The sequence below is a fragment of the Tardiphaga sp. 839_C3_N1_4 genome, from assembly GCF_051811045.1.
GTDB lineage: Bacteria > Pseudomonadota > Alphaproteobacteria > Rhizobiales > Xanthobacteraceae > Tardiphaga.
In genome coordinates, this window is record NZ_JBPWQD010000001.1 from 2,938,829 (window position 1) to 2,955,713 (window position 16,885).

At 61.1% G+C, this 16,885-nt stretch carries 13 protein-coding genes; 4 read left to right on the plus strand and 9 right to left on the minus strand.

Translation table 11 applies throughout. The features are described from left to right. Positions 1 to 9: 9 nt before the first annotated feature. From AB8A38_RS14115 to AB8A38_RS14135, 5 genes are read right to left on the minus strand one after another with little or no spacing between them, the layout of a single operon-like run. Positions 10 to 1,620 (minus strand): dipeptide ABC transporter ATP-binding protein, encoded by a 1,611-nt coding sequence (locus AB8A38_RS14115; RefSeq protein ID WP_439086364.1) that lies wholly within the window; start codon positions 1,618 to 1,620, stop codon positions 10 to 12. Further along, positions 1,617 to 2,507 carry an ABC transporter permease gene (locus AB8A38_RS14120; protein WP_439086365.1) on the minus strand — a complete coding sequence of 297 codons (891 nt, stop codon included), beginning with the start codon at positions 2,505 to 2,507 and terminating at the stop codon, positions 1,617 to 1,619. Before AB8A38_RS14120 ends, AB8A38_RS14115 begins: the two co-directional genes overlap by 4 nt. After that, positions 2,504 to 3,448: an ABC transporter permease gene (locus AB8A38_RS14125; RefSeq protein ID WP_439088519.1), complete on the minus strand. Its 945-nt coding sequence runs from the start codon at positions 3,446 to 3,448 to the stop codon at positions 2,504 to 2,506. The genes AB8A38_RS14120 and AB8A38_RS14125 overlap by 4 nt, the downstream gene beginning before the upstream one ends. A gap of 10 nt (positions 3,449 to 3,458) precedes the next feature. Then, on the minus strand, positions 3,459 to 5,051 hold the full coding sequence (locus AB8A38_RS14130) for an ABC transporter substrate-binding protein (protein WP_439086366.1): 1,593 nt from the start codon (positions 5,049 to 5,051) through the stop codon (positions 3,459 to 3,461). Positions 5,052 to 5,086: 35 nt separating this feature from the next. Further along, positions 5,087 to 6,286: a serine hydrolase domain-containing protein gene (locus AB8A38_RS14135; protein WP_439086367.1), complete on the minus strand. Its 1,200-nt coding sequence runs from the start codon at positions 6,284 to 6,286 to the stop codon at positions 5,087 to 5,089. Positions 6,287 to 6,492: 206 nt separating this feature from the next. Between AB8A38_RS14135 and AB8A38_RS14140 the strand changes: the two genes are divergently transcribed. Further along, complete coding sequence (locus AB8A38_RS14140; RefSeq protein WP_439086368.1) at positions 6,493 to 7,500, plus strand: helix-turn-helix domain-containing protein; 1,008 nt, start codon at positions 6,493 to 6,495, stop codon at positions 7,498 to 7,500. Here AB8A38_RS14140 and AB8A38_RS14145 read toward each other — a convergent pair. The 3 genes from AB8A38_RS14145 to AB8A38_RS14155 form a co-directional block, all read right to left on the minus strand. Then, the gene (locus AB8A38_RS14145) at positions 7,497 to 8,519 is read right to left on the minus strand and encodes an NAD(P)H-dependent flavin oxidoreductase (protein WP_439086369.1); all 1,023 of its coding nucleotides are present in this window, start codon (positions 8,517 to 8,519) and stop codon (positions 7,497 to 7,499) included. The two genes, AB8A38_RS14140 and AB8A38_RS14145, sit on opposite strands and share 4 nt — an antisense overlap. A gap of 88 nt (positions 8,520 to 8,607) precedes the next feature. Further along, a complete protein-coding gene (locus tag AB8A38_RS14150; protein WP_439086370.1) occupies positions 8,608 to 11,760 on the minus strand; it encodes an efflux RND transporter permease subunit in 3,153 nt (1,050 codons plus the stop codon). A 4-nt stretch (positions 11,761 to 11,764) separates the two neighbouring features. Further along, positions 11,765 to 12,976 carry an efflux RND transporter periplasmic adaptor subunit gene (locus AB8A38_RS14155; protein WP_439086371.1) on the minus strand — a complete coding sequence of 404 codons (1,212 nt, stop codon included), beginning with the start codon at positions 12,974 to 12,976 and terminating at the stop codon, positions 11,765 to 11,767. Positions 12,977 to 13,172: 196 nt separating this feature from the next. On the opposite strand from AB8A38_RS14155, the gene AB8A38_RS14160 reads away from it, so the two are divergent. Both AB8A38_RS14160 and AB8A38_RS14165 read left to right on the plus strand, forming a co-directional pair. Beyond that, positions 13,173 to 13,853, plus strand: coding sequence for a TetR/AcrR family transcriptional regulator (locus tag AB8A38_RS14160; RefSeq protein WP_093759430.1), 681 nt, complete (start codon positions 13,173 to 13,175; stop codon positions 13,851 to 13,853). 95 nt (positions 13,854 to 13,948) lie between these two features. Beyond that, a complete protein-coding gene (locus AB8A38_RS14165) occupies positions 13,949 to 14,371 on the plus strand; it encodes a hypothetical protein (RefSeq protein WP_116661170.1) in 423 nt (140 codons plus the stop codon). Between the two features lie 10 nt (positions 14,372 to 14,381). On the opposite strand, the gene AB8A38_RS14170 is transcribed toward AB8A38_RS14165, so the two are convergent. Further along, a complete protein-coding gene (locus AB8A38_RS14170; RefSeq protein WP_439086372.1) occupies positions 14,382 to 15,593 on the minus strand; it encodes a glycosyltransferase in 1,212 nt (403 codons plus the stop codon). Between the two features lie 264 nt (positions 15,594 to 15,857). Between AB8A38_RS14170 and AB8A38_RS14175 the strand changes: the two genes are divergently transcribed. Beyond that, on the plus strand, positions 15,858 to 16,796 hold the full coding sequence (locus AB8A38_RS14175; RefSeq protein WP_439086373.1) for a LysR family transcriptional regulator: 939 nt from the start codon (positions 15,858 to 15,860) through the stop codon (positions 16,794 to 16,796). Positions 16,797 to 16,885: the final 89 nt, after the last annotated feature.

Here is a 16,885-nt window from a genome sequence, read left to right on the forward strand (position 1 = left end):
TAAGGACGCTCATTGCAAGCGCTCCCGGCCTGGGGCTGCCGAAAACAAGGCCTGTGTGTAGGGATGCTGCGGATTGTCGAAGATGTCGGCCGTCGGGCCGCTTTCGACGATCTCGCCCGATTTCATCACCATGATGCGGTCGCATAATTCACCTGCGACTCGCAGGTCGTGGGTGATGAACAGCATCGCAAGACCAAGCCGGCTGCGCAGATCGGCGAACAGTTTGAGCACCTGCGCCTGCACGGTAACGTCGAGCGCCGAGACGGCTTCATCAGCAATCAGAATCTGCGGCTCCGAGGCCAATGCCCGCGCGATGCAGATGCGCTGGCGCTGACCGCCGGAAAATTCATGCGGAAAGCGGTCGAGGATCTGCGTATCCATGCCGACAAGCTCCAGCAGTGTCGCGACCCTGACGCGTGCGACTTCGGGCGTCGCTCCAAAATTGACGACTCCTTCGATCAGCGATCGTCCGACCGAGAGGCGCGGATTGAGCGACCGATAAGGATCCTGAAACACGACCTGAATGTAGCGGCGATGCGGACGCAGCATCTCGTTGGATGCGCGCGCGATATCGGTGCCTAGCAAGCTGATCTCGCCCGATGTCGGCTTCATCAGCCGCGACACGCAGCGCGCCAGCGTCGACTTGCCGGAGCCGGACTCGCCGACCACGCCGAGAATTTCACCGCGGCCCAAAGTGAATGCAGCTTCCTTGACCGCCTGCGTCACCCTGCCCCGGCCAAGGAAACCGCGATGGCCATAGGTCATCTTCAGTGCCTTGACCTCCAGCACCGACGGCATCGGCTCCCGCACCGCGGTCGCCATGCGGATACCCTTGGGTACGGAATCGATCAGCAGACGTGTGTAAGGCTGCGTGGGATTCTTGAGGACAGCGTCGGCGCCGCCGCTCTCCACGACCACGCCCTTCTGCATCACCACGACCTGATCGGCGATATCGGAAACGACGCCGAAATCGTGTGTGATGAAGAGCACGCCGATATTCTTGCGTTTCACCAGATCCTTGATCAGCACCAGGATCTGCTTCTGCGTCGTGACATCGAGCGCCGTGGTCGGCTCATCGGCGATCAGCAGGATCGGTTCGAGCAGCATCGCCATGGCGATCATCACGCGCTGGCGCTGACCACCGGAGAGCTGATGCGGATAGGCATGCATCATCTGCGCGGCATTGGGCAGCAGCATGTCTTCCAGCGCCGCGAGAACGCGCTTGTCGACTTCGGCCTTGGGATGCCGCTTTTCGGAATGCCATTCGATCAGCTCCGCAAGCTGCTCACGCACGGTCATCACCGGATTGAGCGCCGTCATCGGCTCCTGAAATATCATGCCGATGCGGCTGCCGCGTAGTTCGCGCATCCGGTCGGATGTGGCCCCGATCAACTCTTCGCCGAGCAGCTTGATCGAGCCGGCGACAGGCTTCAGCCCTTCAGGGAGCAGGCCCATGACGCTGAAAGCTGTCACTGACTTGCCGGAGCCGGATTCACCGACGACGCAGACGATCTGCCCGAGCGGCACGGTGACATTGATATCCCGGACGATACGGCGTGCCTCGGCATCATGCGTCAGCCCGACGGTGAGACCCGCGACTTCCAGGACGGGCTCGCTCATTTGACGCCTCCCACCGAACGCGCGAGACGGGGATCGAGCATGTCGCGCAGACCGTCGCCAAGCCGATTGATGCCGAGCACGGTGAGCGCAATGCAGATACCGGGGAACAGCATCAGGCCGGGCCTGATTTGAAAATAGAGCCTCGCATCGGCCATCATGTTGCCCCAGCTCGGAATCTCGTCGGGCATGCCGATGCCGAGGAAGGACAGCGAGGCCTCGATCAGGATCGCGGACGAGGCGATATAGGTGGCCTGCACGATCAGCGGCGCAAGAATATTGGGAACAATATGTCTGATAACCAGCACCGGCAGCCGCGTGCCCATACTGACGGCAGCTTCGACATAGGCTTCTTCGCGCACGGTCAGGACGACGCTGCGCACCATGCGGGCGACGCGCGGGATTTCGGGAATGGCAATGGCGATACAGATGGTGACGAGATTGGCGCCGAGCCCGCCGATCAGCGCGATGGCCAGCAGAATCGCGGGAATTGCCATCATGCCATCCATCATGCGCATCAGCACATTGTCGATCCAGCGCACCATGCCGGCGATCAGGCCAAGCGCGCTGCCGGCCATAACCGCGATAACTGCCACCACCGCGCCGACAATCAGCGACACACGGCTTCCATAGATCAGCCTGCTCCAGATATCGCGGCCGAGATTGTCGGTGCCGAGCCAGTTGGCCGCGCTCGGCGGGCGCAGTCGCAGGCGCGGCTTGAGCGCAGCCGGATCCACCGTCCACAACACGCTGGCAAAGATCGCTACCGACGCAAGCAGGATGAGAACCCCGAGGCCGAACAGGATCGTCTTGTTGCGCAACAGTTTAGAGACGAAGGTCCAGACGCCGACAGGCGAAGACGCTGGCGCTATGACGGTAGTGGCGGTCATTGCGCGCTGATCCTTGGGTCGAAGAATGTGTAACTGATATCGACCAGGAGATTGATCGCCACATAGGCGCCGCCGAACACCATGATGATCCCCTGGATCACCGGGTAATCACGCGCCAGCACCGAGTCGACGGTAAGACGACCGAGACCGGGCAGATTGAACACGCTCTCGGTGACGACAACGCCGCCGATCAGCAGCGCCACGCCGATGCCGACGATGGAAACAATGGGCACCGCAGCATTGCGCAGCGCATGTTTGAACACCACGATGGGCTCCGGCAGGCCCTTGGCGCGTGCGGTGCGGACGAAATCTTCGTTCAGAACTTCGAGCAGGCTGGTGCGTGCGACACGGGCGATGAGCGCGACATAGACGAGACTGAGCGTCAGCGTCGGCAACGCGAGGTGCCACAGAAAAACACCGAGACCATTCGAGAGCGGCGCATAGCCCTGCACGGGGAACAATCCCAGCTGCATCGACAGCAGATAGATCCAGAAATAACCGATGGCAAAGGTCGGGACGGCGAAGCCGGTCACCGACGTCCACATGGCGAAACGATCGAACCAGCCACCGCGACGCCATGCCGCGAGTACACCAATCGGCACGCCGACGAGCACCGAGAAAATGATGGTGGTGAGCGAGACGGCGAATGTCGGACCGACGCGCTGGGCGATCAGCGTCGAGACCGGCTGATTGGAGACGATGGAGATGCCGAGATCACCCTGAAAAAGCCGCCACAGCCAGTGCAGGAACTGCACCGGCAATGGTTGATCGAGGCCGAGCCGCGCGCGGATCGCGGCGATCGCTGCTGGATCGGCATTATCGCCGGCAAGCTGCGCCACGGGATCGCCGGACGAGAAGCGCAAAAGAAGGAACGCAATCAGCGCGACCACCGCAAGCACGGGGACGACCGATACGGATCGCTTCAGGAGGACGCCGGCGATCGCCATAACGTTATGCCGTCTTCTCGACGTTCCAGAACAGCGGCGCTGGCGCCCTCACGATGTCCTTGAGAGCTTTGCTGTGTGATACCGGCTGACGGAACTGGCCTCCCGGAATATGCGTCATCACATCATAGGCGCGCTTCTGGATCGCCTCGGCGACGGACTTCTGGGCGGCGGCTTCAGGCTCCAGCGCAAATTTGTTGCGCAGGCTTTCGATCTCGGTGTCTTCCGGCCAGCCGAAGAAGCCGCCATTCTTCCCGCGGGTGTCAAGCACCGTGCTAGCCAGCGGGTTCATGAGTTCAGTCGTGGTGGTGACCCAATGGGTCATCGACCAGCCGCCATTGGCGGTCGAATCCTGCTTGACGCGGCGCGCCAGCAGCGAGCCCCAGTCCATGGTCTGTACCTCGACGTTCATGCCGATGGCACGGAGCTTCTGCGCCGTGACGGTGCTGGAGCCGGACAGCAACGGCGAGTCCGTGCCCTGTAGCATCACGACCTTCTCCCCCTTGTAGCCGCCCTTCTTCAGGAGGTCCTTGGCGCGCGCAATATCCGGCTTGGTGTTCCAGCCAACCTCGCTCGCCAGCGGCGTGGTGACGCCGAACATTGCAGCGGAAGCCTGATAATATTCGGGATTGCCGACCTGCGCATCGAGCCAGTCGGCCTGGTCGCTCGCATACATCACGGCCTGCCGGATTTCCTGCTTGTTGAACGGCTCCGTGAGCCAGTTCATGCGCACCACCGACATGAAGCCGAGTGGATTGTAGTCGGCGACGGTAACGTCCTTTGCGGCGATCAGCGACGGCAGGATGTCGTGCGGCGCGGCTTCAAGAAAATCGATCTCCTTGTTGATCAGCGCATTCGCCGCCGTCTGGAAGTCCGGCATGCTGATCCACTCGTAGCGATCGATCTTGACGATCTTGCCGCCGGCGAGGCCATCGGACGGCTCGTCGCGCGAGATGTAATCCGCGTTGCGCTCATAGACGGCGCGGTTGCCCGGGCGAAACTCCGACGCGATGAAGCGGAACGGGCCGGAACCAACGAACTCCGTGACCGGCTGATCCGGCGCCTGCGCGGCAAGACGCGCCGGCATGATGAAGGGCATGATGCTCGACGGCTTGGCCAGCGTCTGCAGCACCTGACCGTAAGGCGACTTCAGCACCAGCTGGAACGTGCGCTCATCGACGGGCTTCAACTCCGCGACGAAACTCATCATCCGCGAGCCCATGGTGTCGCGCTTGGCCCAGCGCTGCAGCGACGGAATCACGTCGGCCGACGTCACCAGCGCGCCATCATGAAATTTCAGGCCGGAGCGCAGCCTGAACGTATAGGTCAGCTTGTCGGCGGAGACCTCATAGGCCTCGACCATCTGCGGCCGAATCTGGAATTTCGAGTCGGTGGAGAACAGCGTGTCATAGATGTTCAGGCCGTGGTTGCGGCCGGTCCATGCGGTGTTGATCAAGGGATCCGTGGCACGCAGCGGCGCGTGCATGACGGCGCGGATGACCTTGCTTGATTGAGCGCGCGCGATACGCGGCATCATTCCTACGGCAAGACCGGCGGCGCTGACCTTGAGCAACGAACGACGGCTGAAATCATTGAACATGGCGGTCTCCAGGCAATGAGGGTGATGCGCAAACGTCAGATGGTAGGTTTGGACAGCGCTTCGCCGATGGCACGGAACGCCGCAAGCCAGCGATGGTCGATGGCGATATCCATCGGCTTCGGCTGTGCCGCGACCTTGACGATCACTGTATCCGTGGTGGGATCGATGTAGATCCACTGGCCATGGATGCCGACGGCCGCCAGATCGAGCCGTGCGGGATCGATGGTGTACCAGCAGGCGCGATAGCGACCGCTCGGAAATACGAAAGCGAGATCGCCATTGGCGAAAGCCTGCGTATTGCCATTGAGATGGATGTCATCGACCCAGTTGCCCGGTACCACCTGCGTTCCATTGGCGAGGCCGCGATTACGGATCATCTCGCCGAAGCGGGCGAGATCGCGCACCGTCGCGCAGATGCCACCCGCAGAGCGCGACGCGCCATGCGTATCGAGCGTGATATAGGCGTCGTCCTCGGCGCCCATCGGCGCCCAGATGTAGTCGGACAGGATCTGCGCATAGGGCTTGCCACAGGCCTTCTCATAGACCCAGCCCAGCACGTCGGTATTGGTCGATACATAGTGAAACACCTGGCCATGCGGTCCACCATTCGGCCGCAGCGTCGCAAGGAAGCTGCGCTGGTCGCCCTGTGCGGTGCCGTTGGGCAGAACGTCCCAGCCATTGCAGAGGCGATATTTGACGACATCGCCATCCGGGTCGTCGTAGTCCTCGTCAAATTTGATCGCGACGGTCATGTCGAGCAGATGACGAACGGTGCATTCGCCGTAGACCGATGAAGCTACTTCAGGAACATAGTGGGCGATCGACTTATCGACATCGAGCAGACCGCGCTCGACGAGGATGCCGCCCAGCGTGCCGCAGATCGATTTGCTGACCGAGCACACGAGATGCGGCGTATGCGGCGTCATGCCCTCGCCGTACCATTCGCTGACGATCCTGCCGTGCTGCATCACCAGCAATCCGTCCGCGTAGGTCTGCGCCAGCGTTTCGGCGACCGTTGTCTGCTTTCCGTCGGCGACAAAGGCCACCGTGGTGAGATCGCGAACCGATGACGTCAGTGCGCTCGGCGTTGAGGAGCGTCGGATATCCGCCGTCGGCAGCACCTGCCGCGTATTGCGAAAGCTCCACTGGCTGTACGGATAATTCCGCCAGTTGAAGCGGGTTACCAGCGCTTCGGCCGAAGGAGGCGCACCCCTCATGACGTCACTTGGCTTCATCTCGACCTCGTATGGCACCGCAGCATGATAGCGAACCGCCCTAGGGGCCTGCTCGCATGCGGGATCATCGGCGGGGGCGGATTTGGCCGTTATCAAGAATCGGCAATTCTTGCGAAAATCAGCACATGCCTTTCCAGCGGGACTGGCATAGGCTTTGCTTAGATTGACATCTGCACCCTGATTGAGCGGCCAAGAGTGGATCCGGCATGTTGTTGTCTCCTGATGTCTCTGCTGGTGGAAGCGCTGCAATAGCTACGGATTCCTGGCTATTCGACACCGCGAGCGATGACGTCGATACGCATTGCGCCAATCTCGGCCGCTGGCGGCTGGATTACGATCAGATCAGTTGCGGCGCTTTTCGCGGCACTTTCACCGAGGTACGGCTGCCCGGACTTCAGGTGTTCAGGGAAACCACAAGCCAGAAAGTGCGCCAATACGGACTACTCGGCTCCGACAGCTTCGGCATCGCGCTACCGTGGAATACCCAGACCGACATCAATTTCAACGGCGCCTGCATGTCGCCGGGCAACGTCATCACGTGCTTCGATGCAGAAGTCGACATGTGCACACCGCCGGAGTTCGAGTTGCGTGGCGTCGTGATGGACGCGGCGCTGATGGAAAAGACACTGGCTGCTTTGCAGATCGAACTGCCCGACGGCCTCTGGCATCAGTTGAGGGAATTGAAGACGGACCCGGATGCGATCGACCGCGTCCGGCAGTTGCTGGTCTATGCGCACCAGATCGTCGCGCAGACACCGCAAATTCTGGACGACATTGCCGCCCGTCAGCATCTCGAAGACAATTTGCTATCGGAAATTATCGACCTGTTGCCAACGTTGCAGCCTTGCGACGACCTGCGCGGCGGCAATGCGCGCAAGCGTCTGGTCGAACGCGCCTGCGCCTTGATGCTCGCGCGGCCGGACGAGCCGATGTCGATCCTCGATGTCTGCAAGGGCGTCGGTGCCAGCCGCCGCAAGCTGAACTACTGTTTTCAGGACGTGCTCGGCAGCAATCCAATCCACTACCTCCGAGCGGTGCGGCTCAACCGCGTCCGCCGCGAACTCAAGCGATGCGTCGATGAGCAGATCGGTGTGTACGATATCGCGGTGAAGTGGGGCTTCTGGCACTTCAGCCAGTTCTCGCTTGACTACAAGCGCCACTTTGCGGAATTGCCGTCCGAAACCCTGCGTCGGGCGCGAATGCTTCACTCCTAGCGCGCTGGCCCCGCAGGCGAACGACGTGTCGTTGAACGCGCAGTCTCATATTCATCGCGCGTCCGGGCGACCAGCGTCGCTACGGGCTCGATTGCAGCAACACCTGAGACAGAGTGGCCTGCGCTCCAGACATCGCGCCATCGCTTGACCCCGGACGTCGCCTGCCGGCCATAGAGCGCATCGGCGCGTTCTTTGGTCATGTCCGTCGGCAGATCTTTCGGATCAAGGCCCGCGGCGACAATCGAGGGAACCAGCGTATTGGTTTCCAGTCCGGTGAAGGCCCGCGACAGCAGAACATCATCGAGTTCGGACGTGACGAGCATCTGCTTGTACTCGTCCACCGCCATGCTCTCCTCGGTGGCAATAAACTTGGTGCCCATATAGCTGAGATCACAGCCGAGCACCTCGGCGGCAAACACCGCTTGCCCGTCCGACACGCCGCCGGCCAGCACGATCGGCCCCTCCCAGAACGAGCGAGCCGCGCGCACGAACGAAAAACCGTTGACCCAGCCGGTCTGCCCGCCGGCACCCGCCGTCAGCAGGACGAGCCCATCGACTCCCGCTGCAATGGCTTTCTTCGCATGACGGATCGAGGCGACATCGGCAAACACCATGCAGCCTGCATCATGCAGTGGTGCGACGACGGCGTCCGGCGGCCCCACGCTGGTGATCACCATCTCGCAGCCATGCCGGATCACCGTCGCAAGATCATCCTGCAAGCTCTCGCGGCGAATGATGAGATTCGGACAGAACGGCGCGTCGTCCGGCCGGAGCGCGCCGAGAATGCGCCCTATCCAGCCATCGAGTTCATCGTCGGTTCGGCAATTGGCGGTGGGAAACGAACCGATCACACCGGCCTTGCAGGCGGCAATGACGAGATCCGGACCTGACACGCGAAACATCGGCGCCGCGACCAAAGGCACCGACAGCCGCGGCCGAATTATTTCCGCAAACCGCGCAGCACTCGCCTTGCCGCTGGAGTCGTTGATCACGCGGCGGTCATCCGAAGGAAGCGGCATCTGTTTCCATTTCTCTCATTCTTCGGGAGGATAGCCGGAATTTCCCGGCGACCGCTATATGCCGGACGGAATGTCCGGCATGAGGCGGTTACTCCGCGGGCGATGCCACTGCATGCTCCTGCGCCTGGCCCCTCTCGTCCTTCTTGCGGCCCGGAAACAGGCGCTGCACCAACACATAAAGCACCGGCACGAAAAAGATGCCGAGTGCCGTCGCGGTGACCATGCCGCCCGCGACGCCGATGCCGATGGCATTCTGGCTGGCCGAACCTGCACCGGTCGCCATCGCCAGCGGCAGCACGCCGAGAACGAAAGCCAGCGAGGTCATCAGGATCGGGCGCAGACGCTGTCTCGCTGCGTGCAACGTCGCCTCGACCAGCGACTTGCCCGCCGCCTGTTGCTCGATGGCAAACTCCACGATCAGAATCGCGTTCTTCGCGGACAGGCCTATCGTCGTGAGTAGACCGACCTGGAAATAGACGTCGTTGGCCTGCCCGAACATCGTGGCCGCCGCCAGCGCTCCAAGGATACCTATCGGCACAGATAGCATCACGGCGAAGGGAATAGACCAGCTCTCATAGAGGGCCGCGAGACAGAGAAACACGATCAGAACCGAAATCGCATAGAGATAAAGTGTCTGGCTGCCGGTCAACCGTTCCTGAAACGACAGACCCGTCCATTCATGCGTATAGCCGGCCGGCAGTTTCTTCACCTGTTCGTCGACCGCGGTCATCGCGGTGCCCGAACTGGTGCCGGGTGCCGCCTGTCCCTGGATCTGCACGGCCGCCACGCCATTGTAACGCTCGAGGCGCGGCGAGCCGTAGCTCCATCTCTCGCTCGCGAAAGCTGTGAACGGCACCATCGAGCCCGACCCGTTGCGCACATACCATCTTCCGATATCGGTCGTCCCCATCCGGAACGGCGCGTCGCCCTGCACGTAGACCTGTTTCACGCGGCCGCGGTCAATGAAGTCGTTGACATAAGAGCCGCCCCACGCCGCCGACAGCGTCGTGTTGAGGTCGGTCAGGTTGATGCCAAGCGCCGTGGCTTTCGGCTGATCGATATCGAGATTGAATTGCGGCGTATCATCCTGACCGTTCGGCCGCGACTGCGCGACACGCTTGTCGCCTGCAAGCTGTCCGAGCAATTGATTGCGGGTCTTTAGCAGCTCCTCGTGGCCGGCACCGCCGGAGTCCTGCAGATAGAAGTCGAAGCCACTGGCATTGCCGAAGCCCGGCAGCGACGGCGGCAACACGGTGAAGGCCATCGCATCACGAATCTTCGAGAAGACTGCCATCGCGCGTCCGGCGATGGCCTGTGCCGACTTCGCGTGATCCGCACGTTCCGCAAACGGCTTCAGGCTGATGAATGCGAGGCCCACATTCTGACCTTGCCCGGCGAAGCTGAAGCCGCGCACCGCAAACACGCCCTGCACCGTATCCTTCTCATTCTCCATGAACTGGTGCTCGACCTGCTTGATCACGTCGAGCGTGCGGCCGGCGGTGGCGCCCACCGGCAGCTGGATCAGCGAGATGAGCGTGCCTTGGTCTTCGTCGGGAAGGAACGAGCTCGGCAACCGGACGAATAGCAGCACCATGCCGGCGACAACGGCGACGAAAGCGATCAAGGCAGCGGCGGGCCGCCGTACCACAGCACCCGTGGTCTTTTCATAGCCACTCGCAGTGCGATCGAAAGTGCGATTGAACCAGCCGAAGAAACCGCGCTTCTGGCCATGACTCTTCTCGGGCTTTTTCAGAATCGTCGCGCACAATGCCGGCGTCAGGATCATCGCCACCAGCACCGATAGCACCATGGCCGACACGATGGTGAGCGCGAATTGGCGATAGATGATGCCGACAGAGCCGCTGAAAAAGGCCATCGGAATGAACACCGCTGACAGCACGACACCGATGCCGACCAGTGCGCCGGTGATCTCGTGCATCGACTTCTCGGTCGCCTCGCGCGGCGACAGGCCCTCTTCCTCCATCACGCGCTCGACGTTCTCCACCACGACGATGGCGTCGTCGACGAGAAGGCCGATTGCCAACACCATCGCGAACATGGTCAGCGTGTTGATGGAATATCCGGCAATCGACAGTACGCCGAAGGTGCCGAGCAGAACCACCGGCACGGCAATGGTCGGGATGATGGTCGCCCGCCAGCTCTGCAGGAATACAAACATCACGATGAAGACCAGCACGATCGCCTCGAACAGCGTGTGCACGACCTTCTCGATCGACAATTTCACGAATGGCGTCGTGTCATAAGGGTAGATCACCTTCAGCCCCGCCGGCATATTCGCCGTGAGCTGATTGATGCGCGCCTTCACACCCTCGGATGTGGCCACCGCATTGGCACCGGTTGCCAGGCTGATGCCCATGCCGGCCGCCGGCTTGCCATTGTAGCGCGCGACGGCGTCATAACTCTTGGAGCCGAGTTCGACGCGAGCGACATCCTTGATACGAACCGTCTGGCCCGACGTGCTGGTCCGCAGGATGACGTCGTTGAATTGTTCGATTGTCTGCAACCGGCTCTGCGATGTGATCGTCGCATTGAGCTGCTGGCCATCGACTGCCGGGAGCCCGCCGAGTTGGCCTGCGGTCACCTGGGTATTCTGAGCTGTGATGGCCGCGGTGACATCGCCCGGCATCAGATTGTATTTCGCGAGCTTGTCGGCATCGAGCCAGATCCGCATCGCATATTCAGCGCCGAACAACTGTACCTGACCGACGCCCGAAACGCGGCTGATCGGTTCATTGATCGAACTCGCCACATAATCCGCGATGTCGCTGGCGGTCATGCTGCCGTCCTCCGAGACGAAGCCGAGAACCATCAGGAAGCTCGACGACGACTTCACCACGCGCAGGCCCTGCTGCTGCACCACCTGCGGCAACAGCGGCATCGCAAGCTGCAGCTTGTTCTGCACCTGCACCTGCGCAATGTCGGGATTGGCCTCGTTGCTGAAGGTGATCGAGATCTGCACAGTGCCGGTCGAGGTCGAGTAGGACGACATATATTGCAGATAGTCGACGCCGGTCATGTTCTGCTCGATGACCTTGGTCACCGAGTTCTCCGCCGTCTGCGCATTTGCGCCCGGATAGGTCGCGGAGATCGTGATCACCGTCGGCGCGATCTGCGGGTACTGGGCAATCGGCAGCCCGAGAATGGCCAGCAGGCCGCCGAACATGATCAGGATCGCAAGGACCCAGGCAAAGATCGGCCGCTTGATGAAGAAATGCGACATACCGTTATTCCTTACGGGCTATGGGCGCAGCGTCGGGGCCCGCGTCAGCCTGCTTGCCCGGATTCAGGGTCAGGCCGGTGGCGGGATCGACGGTCACCTCGACGGTCCGCGCATTGGCGCCCGGCTTGACCTTCTGCAATCCGTCGATGATCACGCGATCGCCCGAGGCAGCGCCGCGCTCGACAAGCCAGTTGTTGCCGACCGCCTGAGTGACTTCGATAATGCGCTGCTCGACCTTGCCGTCTTTGTCGACGAACATGGCGGTCGCTTGCCCGAGCGGATTACGCGACACCGCACGCTGCGGGATCATGATCGCAGTGCGATCGACACCGGCCACAACGCGCGCACGCACATACATGCCAGGCAATAGCGCCCGGTTTGGATTTGCGAAGATGGCGCGGGTGCTGACCGAACCGGTCGCCTCATTCACGCTGGAATCGGTGAAGCTGTATTTGCCCTTCTGGTCGTAAGTCTTGCTGTTCTCCAGCAACAGCTCGATCTGGACACGACCATCCGGCTGCTTCAACCGGCCGCTCTGAAGCTGCGAGCGCAGCCGCTCCATTTCCGAGGTCGATTGATCGAGATCCACATAGATCGGATCGAGTTGCTGGATCGTGGTAAGCGCACTGGCCTGACTCGCGGTGACTAGGGCACCCGGCGTAATCGACGACTTTCCAATGCGACCGGAGATCGAGGCGGTCACCTTCGTGCGGTCGAGCGCGATCGCTGCGGTATCGCGATTGGCCTCGGCAGCCTTCAGATCGGCTTCTCCCTGCTTGAAGGTCGCCACTGCATCATCGACATCTTGCTGACTGGCGGCATTGGTCTTGAGCAACTGCGTCTTGCGTTCGGCCTTCAGCCGCACGCTCACGAGATTGGCTTGCGCCTTCAGAACCGCAGCCTCCGCGCTTTCGAGCGCAGCCTGATATTGAACCGGGTCGATCTCGTAGAGAAGATCGCCTGCTTTCACTTCCGAACCTTCGACAAAGTTTCGCTTCTGCAGGATTCCCGTAACCTGCGGCCGCACTTCCGAGACCTGATAGGCATTGACCCGGCCGGGAAGCACGGTGGAGACCGGCGCCTCCCGTGTCTTCAGAACCAGAACACCAACTTCGGGCGCCGGCGGAGCCGTAGCTTCCTTCTTCGCCTCGCCGCATCCCGTGAGCGCCAACAAGCCAACCAGGGCGAAAGGGCGCGCAAATCCAAGGCTCATCATCAGTTCACCAATACAAAACGGCGTCCGGCATCCGCGCAAATCGCGGACGACGTCGCCGTTGGAAATATGTGGAAACTCTTCAGTTTCCGTGCAGGAAACTTGGTAGTTTCCTTCCGGGAAGTCAAGCGCTATACTGCGGGGGAAGTCGCTGCTCAAGCGTTTGTGAGACGGCCTCCATTAACGGAATCGATGCGCAATGGTTGCACCAGCAAGTGCGAGGAAGAATCGCGACGGCACTTTGTCGCAGGCAACGCGTCTGCCGCCAGCGGGTCCTGCCGCATCGAGCACTTCGGCTTCGCCATCCGACGAACGCACCGAGCATCTGCTCACGGTAGCCAAAGCAACCTTCACGTTGAAGGGCTTCGCGGCGACCACCATGGATGACATCGCCGGTGCGGCCGGGATGTCGAAGAAAACGCTCTACAAGATGTTCGCCAGCAAGAGCGAGCTGTTCCGCGCCATGCTGCTACGAAGCCTGCCGCAAGTCCGCTTCGGTCACGCGGAAGCCAAAGGCACGCCGATCGACCAGTTGAGGCTATCCCTGAAGCGCATTGTCGATATAGCCCTGGCGCCCGACGAGATCGCGCTGCATCGGCTGATCATCAGCGAACGCCTGCTCTCCCCGGATATCGCCGGTATCTTCGCCGAGGTCATCTTCGAACTGGGCGCCCGGGACGTGGTAGAGGCCCTTAAGCGCGTGACGCTCCGGTCCGAGCTGCGCGATCAGCCCATCAAGCAGGTGTCCGAAATGCTGCTCGGTATCGTGTTCGCCAATGATCATTTCAGGCTGATGGCGGATAACAGCTATCGCCTCAACCGGCGCATGCTCAACACGCGGATCGAGTTGGCGATCGCGATGTTCTGCAAGCCTGCCTGATCACGTATCCGATTTCTTAACCGATTGATCACCATAATCGGCCAAGCTGCGCCATTGCGCGGCATACCGCCGCGCGCCCTTGGACCGGATACGGCATGTTCCAGATGTTCCTGCGGGCTCGTGCCCAGAACTATCTTCGCAGCCTTGTCGGCGAGCGTGAGTTCAGGGCGCGTTCGGCCGAGCGCGATGCCGAAACTGATCGTGAGCGGCTGGATTACGTCCTTTCGGCCCTCGATAGCGCGCTCAGCAATGCCGAAGCCGAACAGGCCGGCCTCACCCGGCGCGTTGACGATGTGCTGGCGCGCGCGGCTGTGACCTTCGGCAATGGGGACGACGAGTATCTTACGCGGGAGAAGCTCGACAGCGATCACCTGGACCTGTTCGAGACCGAAATTTCAAACGGCCAGCGCCGGTTGCGCGACCTTGCTGTCAGCATCTCGCACTTCAAGTTCCTGAAGACCGCCATGCTGTCGCGGTTTCCGGATTACAAAGGGCCGGGGTCGCGGGCGTCATCGTAACGGCAGATGCCTATTCGCTTCGGGCGGAATCCTTGGCATCGCTCCAGCGCCGCTTGAAGCCCGCCGCATCCGGCGAACCGCCATCGCGATTGCGCCGCCGCTCACCGCTGAACGTCCGCATGTGATCGTTCACGAACGACATCAGTTCGTTGCGGAAACGCTCAGCCGAGAATTTCTCGGCCTGCATGCGGCAATCGGCACGCGAAAATGAACTCTCATTGGCCACGAAAGCGCGAACGCATTCTGCAATCGCCTTCGGCTCGTTGGAATCGAAAAACATGCCGGTGCGCAATTCGGGAGAGGCCGAGACCGTCTCGCGCGCACCGCCGCGGCCGAACGCCAGAACAGGCGCCCCCTCGGATTCAGCTTCGACAACGATGATCCCGAAGTCCTCCTCGGCAGCAAAGACGAAGGCACGCGCCGTCGCCATCAATTCGCGCAGCTTCTCATCACTGACAAAGCCGACAAATGTCACGTTCGGGCCGGCGATTGCCTTCAACCGCTCCGCATCCGGGCCGTCGCCTGCAACGATCAGCTTCTGATCCGGCAATTCAGCAAAGGCCTGGATCACGGCTTCGATCTTCTTGTAGGGCACCAGACGACTTGCCGCGAGGAAGTGGTCTCCGATCGGCAGATCAACCGGCAACTTCGACATGGTCACCGGCGGATAGATGACCTTGGCGTCGCGGCCATAGACCTTCTTGATCCGCTTGGCGACGAAATTGGAGTTCGCCAGCATGGCGTCTGGCCCATGGGCCGTGCGCACGTCCCAGATCCGGATGCGGTGCAGCAACGCCCGCGCCAACGCGCTCTTGATGCCAGCGGTGTAGCCGCTTTCATTCAGATAAGCGTGCTGCAGATCCCACGCATAACGCATCGGCGAATGCACATAGGACACGTGAAGCTGGTTCGGGCCGGTGATCACGCCCTTGGCCACCGCATAGCTGCTGGAAATAACCAGGTCGTAGCCCGACAGATCGAACTGCTCGATCGCGATCGGCATGAGTGGCAAATATGACCGATGACGTTTGCGGATGAACGGCATCTTCTGCAGGAAGCTGGTACGCGCCTTCTTGAAGCCAATCTTGGCGCGATCTTCTGGCGTCAGCACATCGAACAGCGTGAACACATCCGCTTCCGGATAGCACTGCAATATCTCGCGCAGCACCTGCTCGGCACCGCCCAGCGTGTAGAGCCAATCGTGGACGACAGCGACGCGCATAGGACCTCAACGGCGGAAACGACGAATGTGGGCTGACCTGAAAATAGACCAATGCGCCCCTTCTACAATCCACTCCTACAACTTGCGTTAATTCGATTGCGAACTGTCGGTAAAAATTGAATCAATTCAGATGTGTTCTGATAACCTCTGCGGAAAATGCTCCCCGGGTCGCAGGACGCGGTCGGTACCATGTCCATCCAGGGCAGAAGAGCGCGCATTCTGGCGCACCATCCGCGCCGTTCAGCATAACGAGAGTTTTTGCGCATGATGACGTTACGCCAGGTTGAAGTGATCCGCGCCGTCATGGTGACGGGCACCATTGGCGGCGCTGCCAAACTCCTGAATGTGTCCGCGCCCGGCATCAGCCGCCTGGTCAAATACACCGAGAAGTCGCTCGGCATCCGCTTCTTCCAGCGCCAGAACGGACGCTACTTCCCGACGCCTGAAGCGCAGAATATTTTCGAACAGATCAACGGTGTCTACAAGAAAGTCGACGATCTCACCGAGATCATCTCGAAGATCGGCCACGGAACGCTGTCGGAACTGCGCATCGGATCGGTTCCCAGTATCTCGCAGGTGATGGTGCCGCGCGCCATCGAGCAGGTGCGGCGGCGTTACCCCGGCCTGCGGATCGACATCAACATTCTCAAGCTTGAGGAGGCCATCGACTATCTGCTGCTCGGTCGCGGCGACTGCGTCGCCATGAGCTATCGGCTCGAACATCCCGGGCTCGACTTCATGCCGCTGGCATCCGGCGAATTGTTCTGCATCGTGCCAGAGGGACACGAACTCGCAGGTCGCAAGCAGGTCTCGGCCAAGGAGATCATCCGGTACCCCCTCATCGGCATCGATCCCAACGATCCCTACGGCCGGATCATGGCGGAGATCTTCGCCCGCAATAAACTCAAATACGACATCACCATCCGGGCGAGATTTGGCACCACGGTCTGTGCCCTGGTGAAGGCAGGGTTGGGCATCGCGGTCATAGACCAGTTCACGGTGGCCCATGGCGGCTATCCCGGCGTCGAGGTGATCCGCATCGTCGAACCCACCCGGTTCGATACCTACGTCGCCGTGAAACGCGGCGCGCCGCTGTCACTGCATATCGAGCATTTCATCGACTGCCTGCGCACCGAGATGCGCGCAGTCGGCTCTCACAAAATTGCCGCCGCAAAGCCGGCCGCGCGCGTCCGTAAAAAATAACATCATGTTATGTTTGTTGTATAACAGGGTAATTGTGTTAGATCGCCGCCGCGCTATCTTCTGTCCTGTTTCTGATGATGATTGACAGT

Excerpts from the sequence above, each read along its gene's own strand:
- AB8A38_RS14120 (WP_439086365.1), bottom strand. The coding sequence starts at position 2,507 with ATGACCGCCACTACCGTCATAGCGCCAGCGTCTTCGCCTGTCGGCGTC.
- AB8A38_RS14140 (WP_439086368.1), top strand. The coding sequence starts at position 6,493 with ATGTTGTTGTCTCCTGATGTCTCTGCTGGTGGAAGCGCTGCAATAGCT.
- AB8A38_RS14155 (WP_439086371.1), bottom strand. The coding sequence starts at position 12,976 with ATGATGAGCCTTGGATTTGCGCGCCCTTTCGCCCTGGTTGGCTTGTTG.
- AB8A38_RS14175 (WP_439086373.1), top strand. The coding sequence starts at position 15,858 with ATGATGACGTTACGCCAGGTTGAAGTGATCCGCGCCGTCATGGTGACG.
- AB8A38_RS14160 (WP_093759430.1), top strand. The coding sequence starts at position 13,173 with ATGGTTGCACCAGCAAGTGCGAGGAAGAATCGCGACGGCACTTTGTCG.
- AB8A38_RS14170 (WP_439086372.1), bottom strand. The coding sequence starts at position 15,593 with ATGCGCGTCGCTGTCGTCCACGATTGGCTCTACACGCTGGGCGGTGCC.
- AB8A38_RS14135 (WP_439086367.1), bottom strand. The coding sequence starts at position 6,286 with ATGAAGCCAAGTGACGTCATGAGGGGTGCGCCTCCTTCGGCCGAAGCG.
- AB8A38_RS14130 (WP_439086366.1), bottom strand. The coding sequence starts at position 5,051 with ATGTTCAATGATTTCAGCCGTCGTTCGTTGCTCAAGGTCAGCGCCGCC.
- AB8A38_RS14165 (WP_116661170.1), top strand. The coding sequence starts at position 13,949 with ATGTTCCAGATGTTCCTGCGGGCTCGTGCCCAGAACTATCTTCGCAGC.
- AB8A38_RS14145 (WP_439086369.1), bottom strand. The coding sequence starts at position 8,519 with ATGCCGCTTCCTTCGGATGACCGCCGCGTGATCAACGACTCCAGCGGC.
- AB8A38_RS14150 (WP_439086370.1), bottom strand. The coding sequence starts at position 11,760 with ATGTCGCATTTCTTCATCAAGCGGCCGATCTTTGCCTGGGTCCTTGCG.
- AB8A38_RS14115 (WP_439086364.1), bottom strand. The coding sequence starts at position 1,620 with ATGAGCGAGCCCGTCCTGGAAGTCGCGGGTCTCACCGTCGGGCTGACG.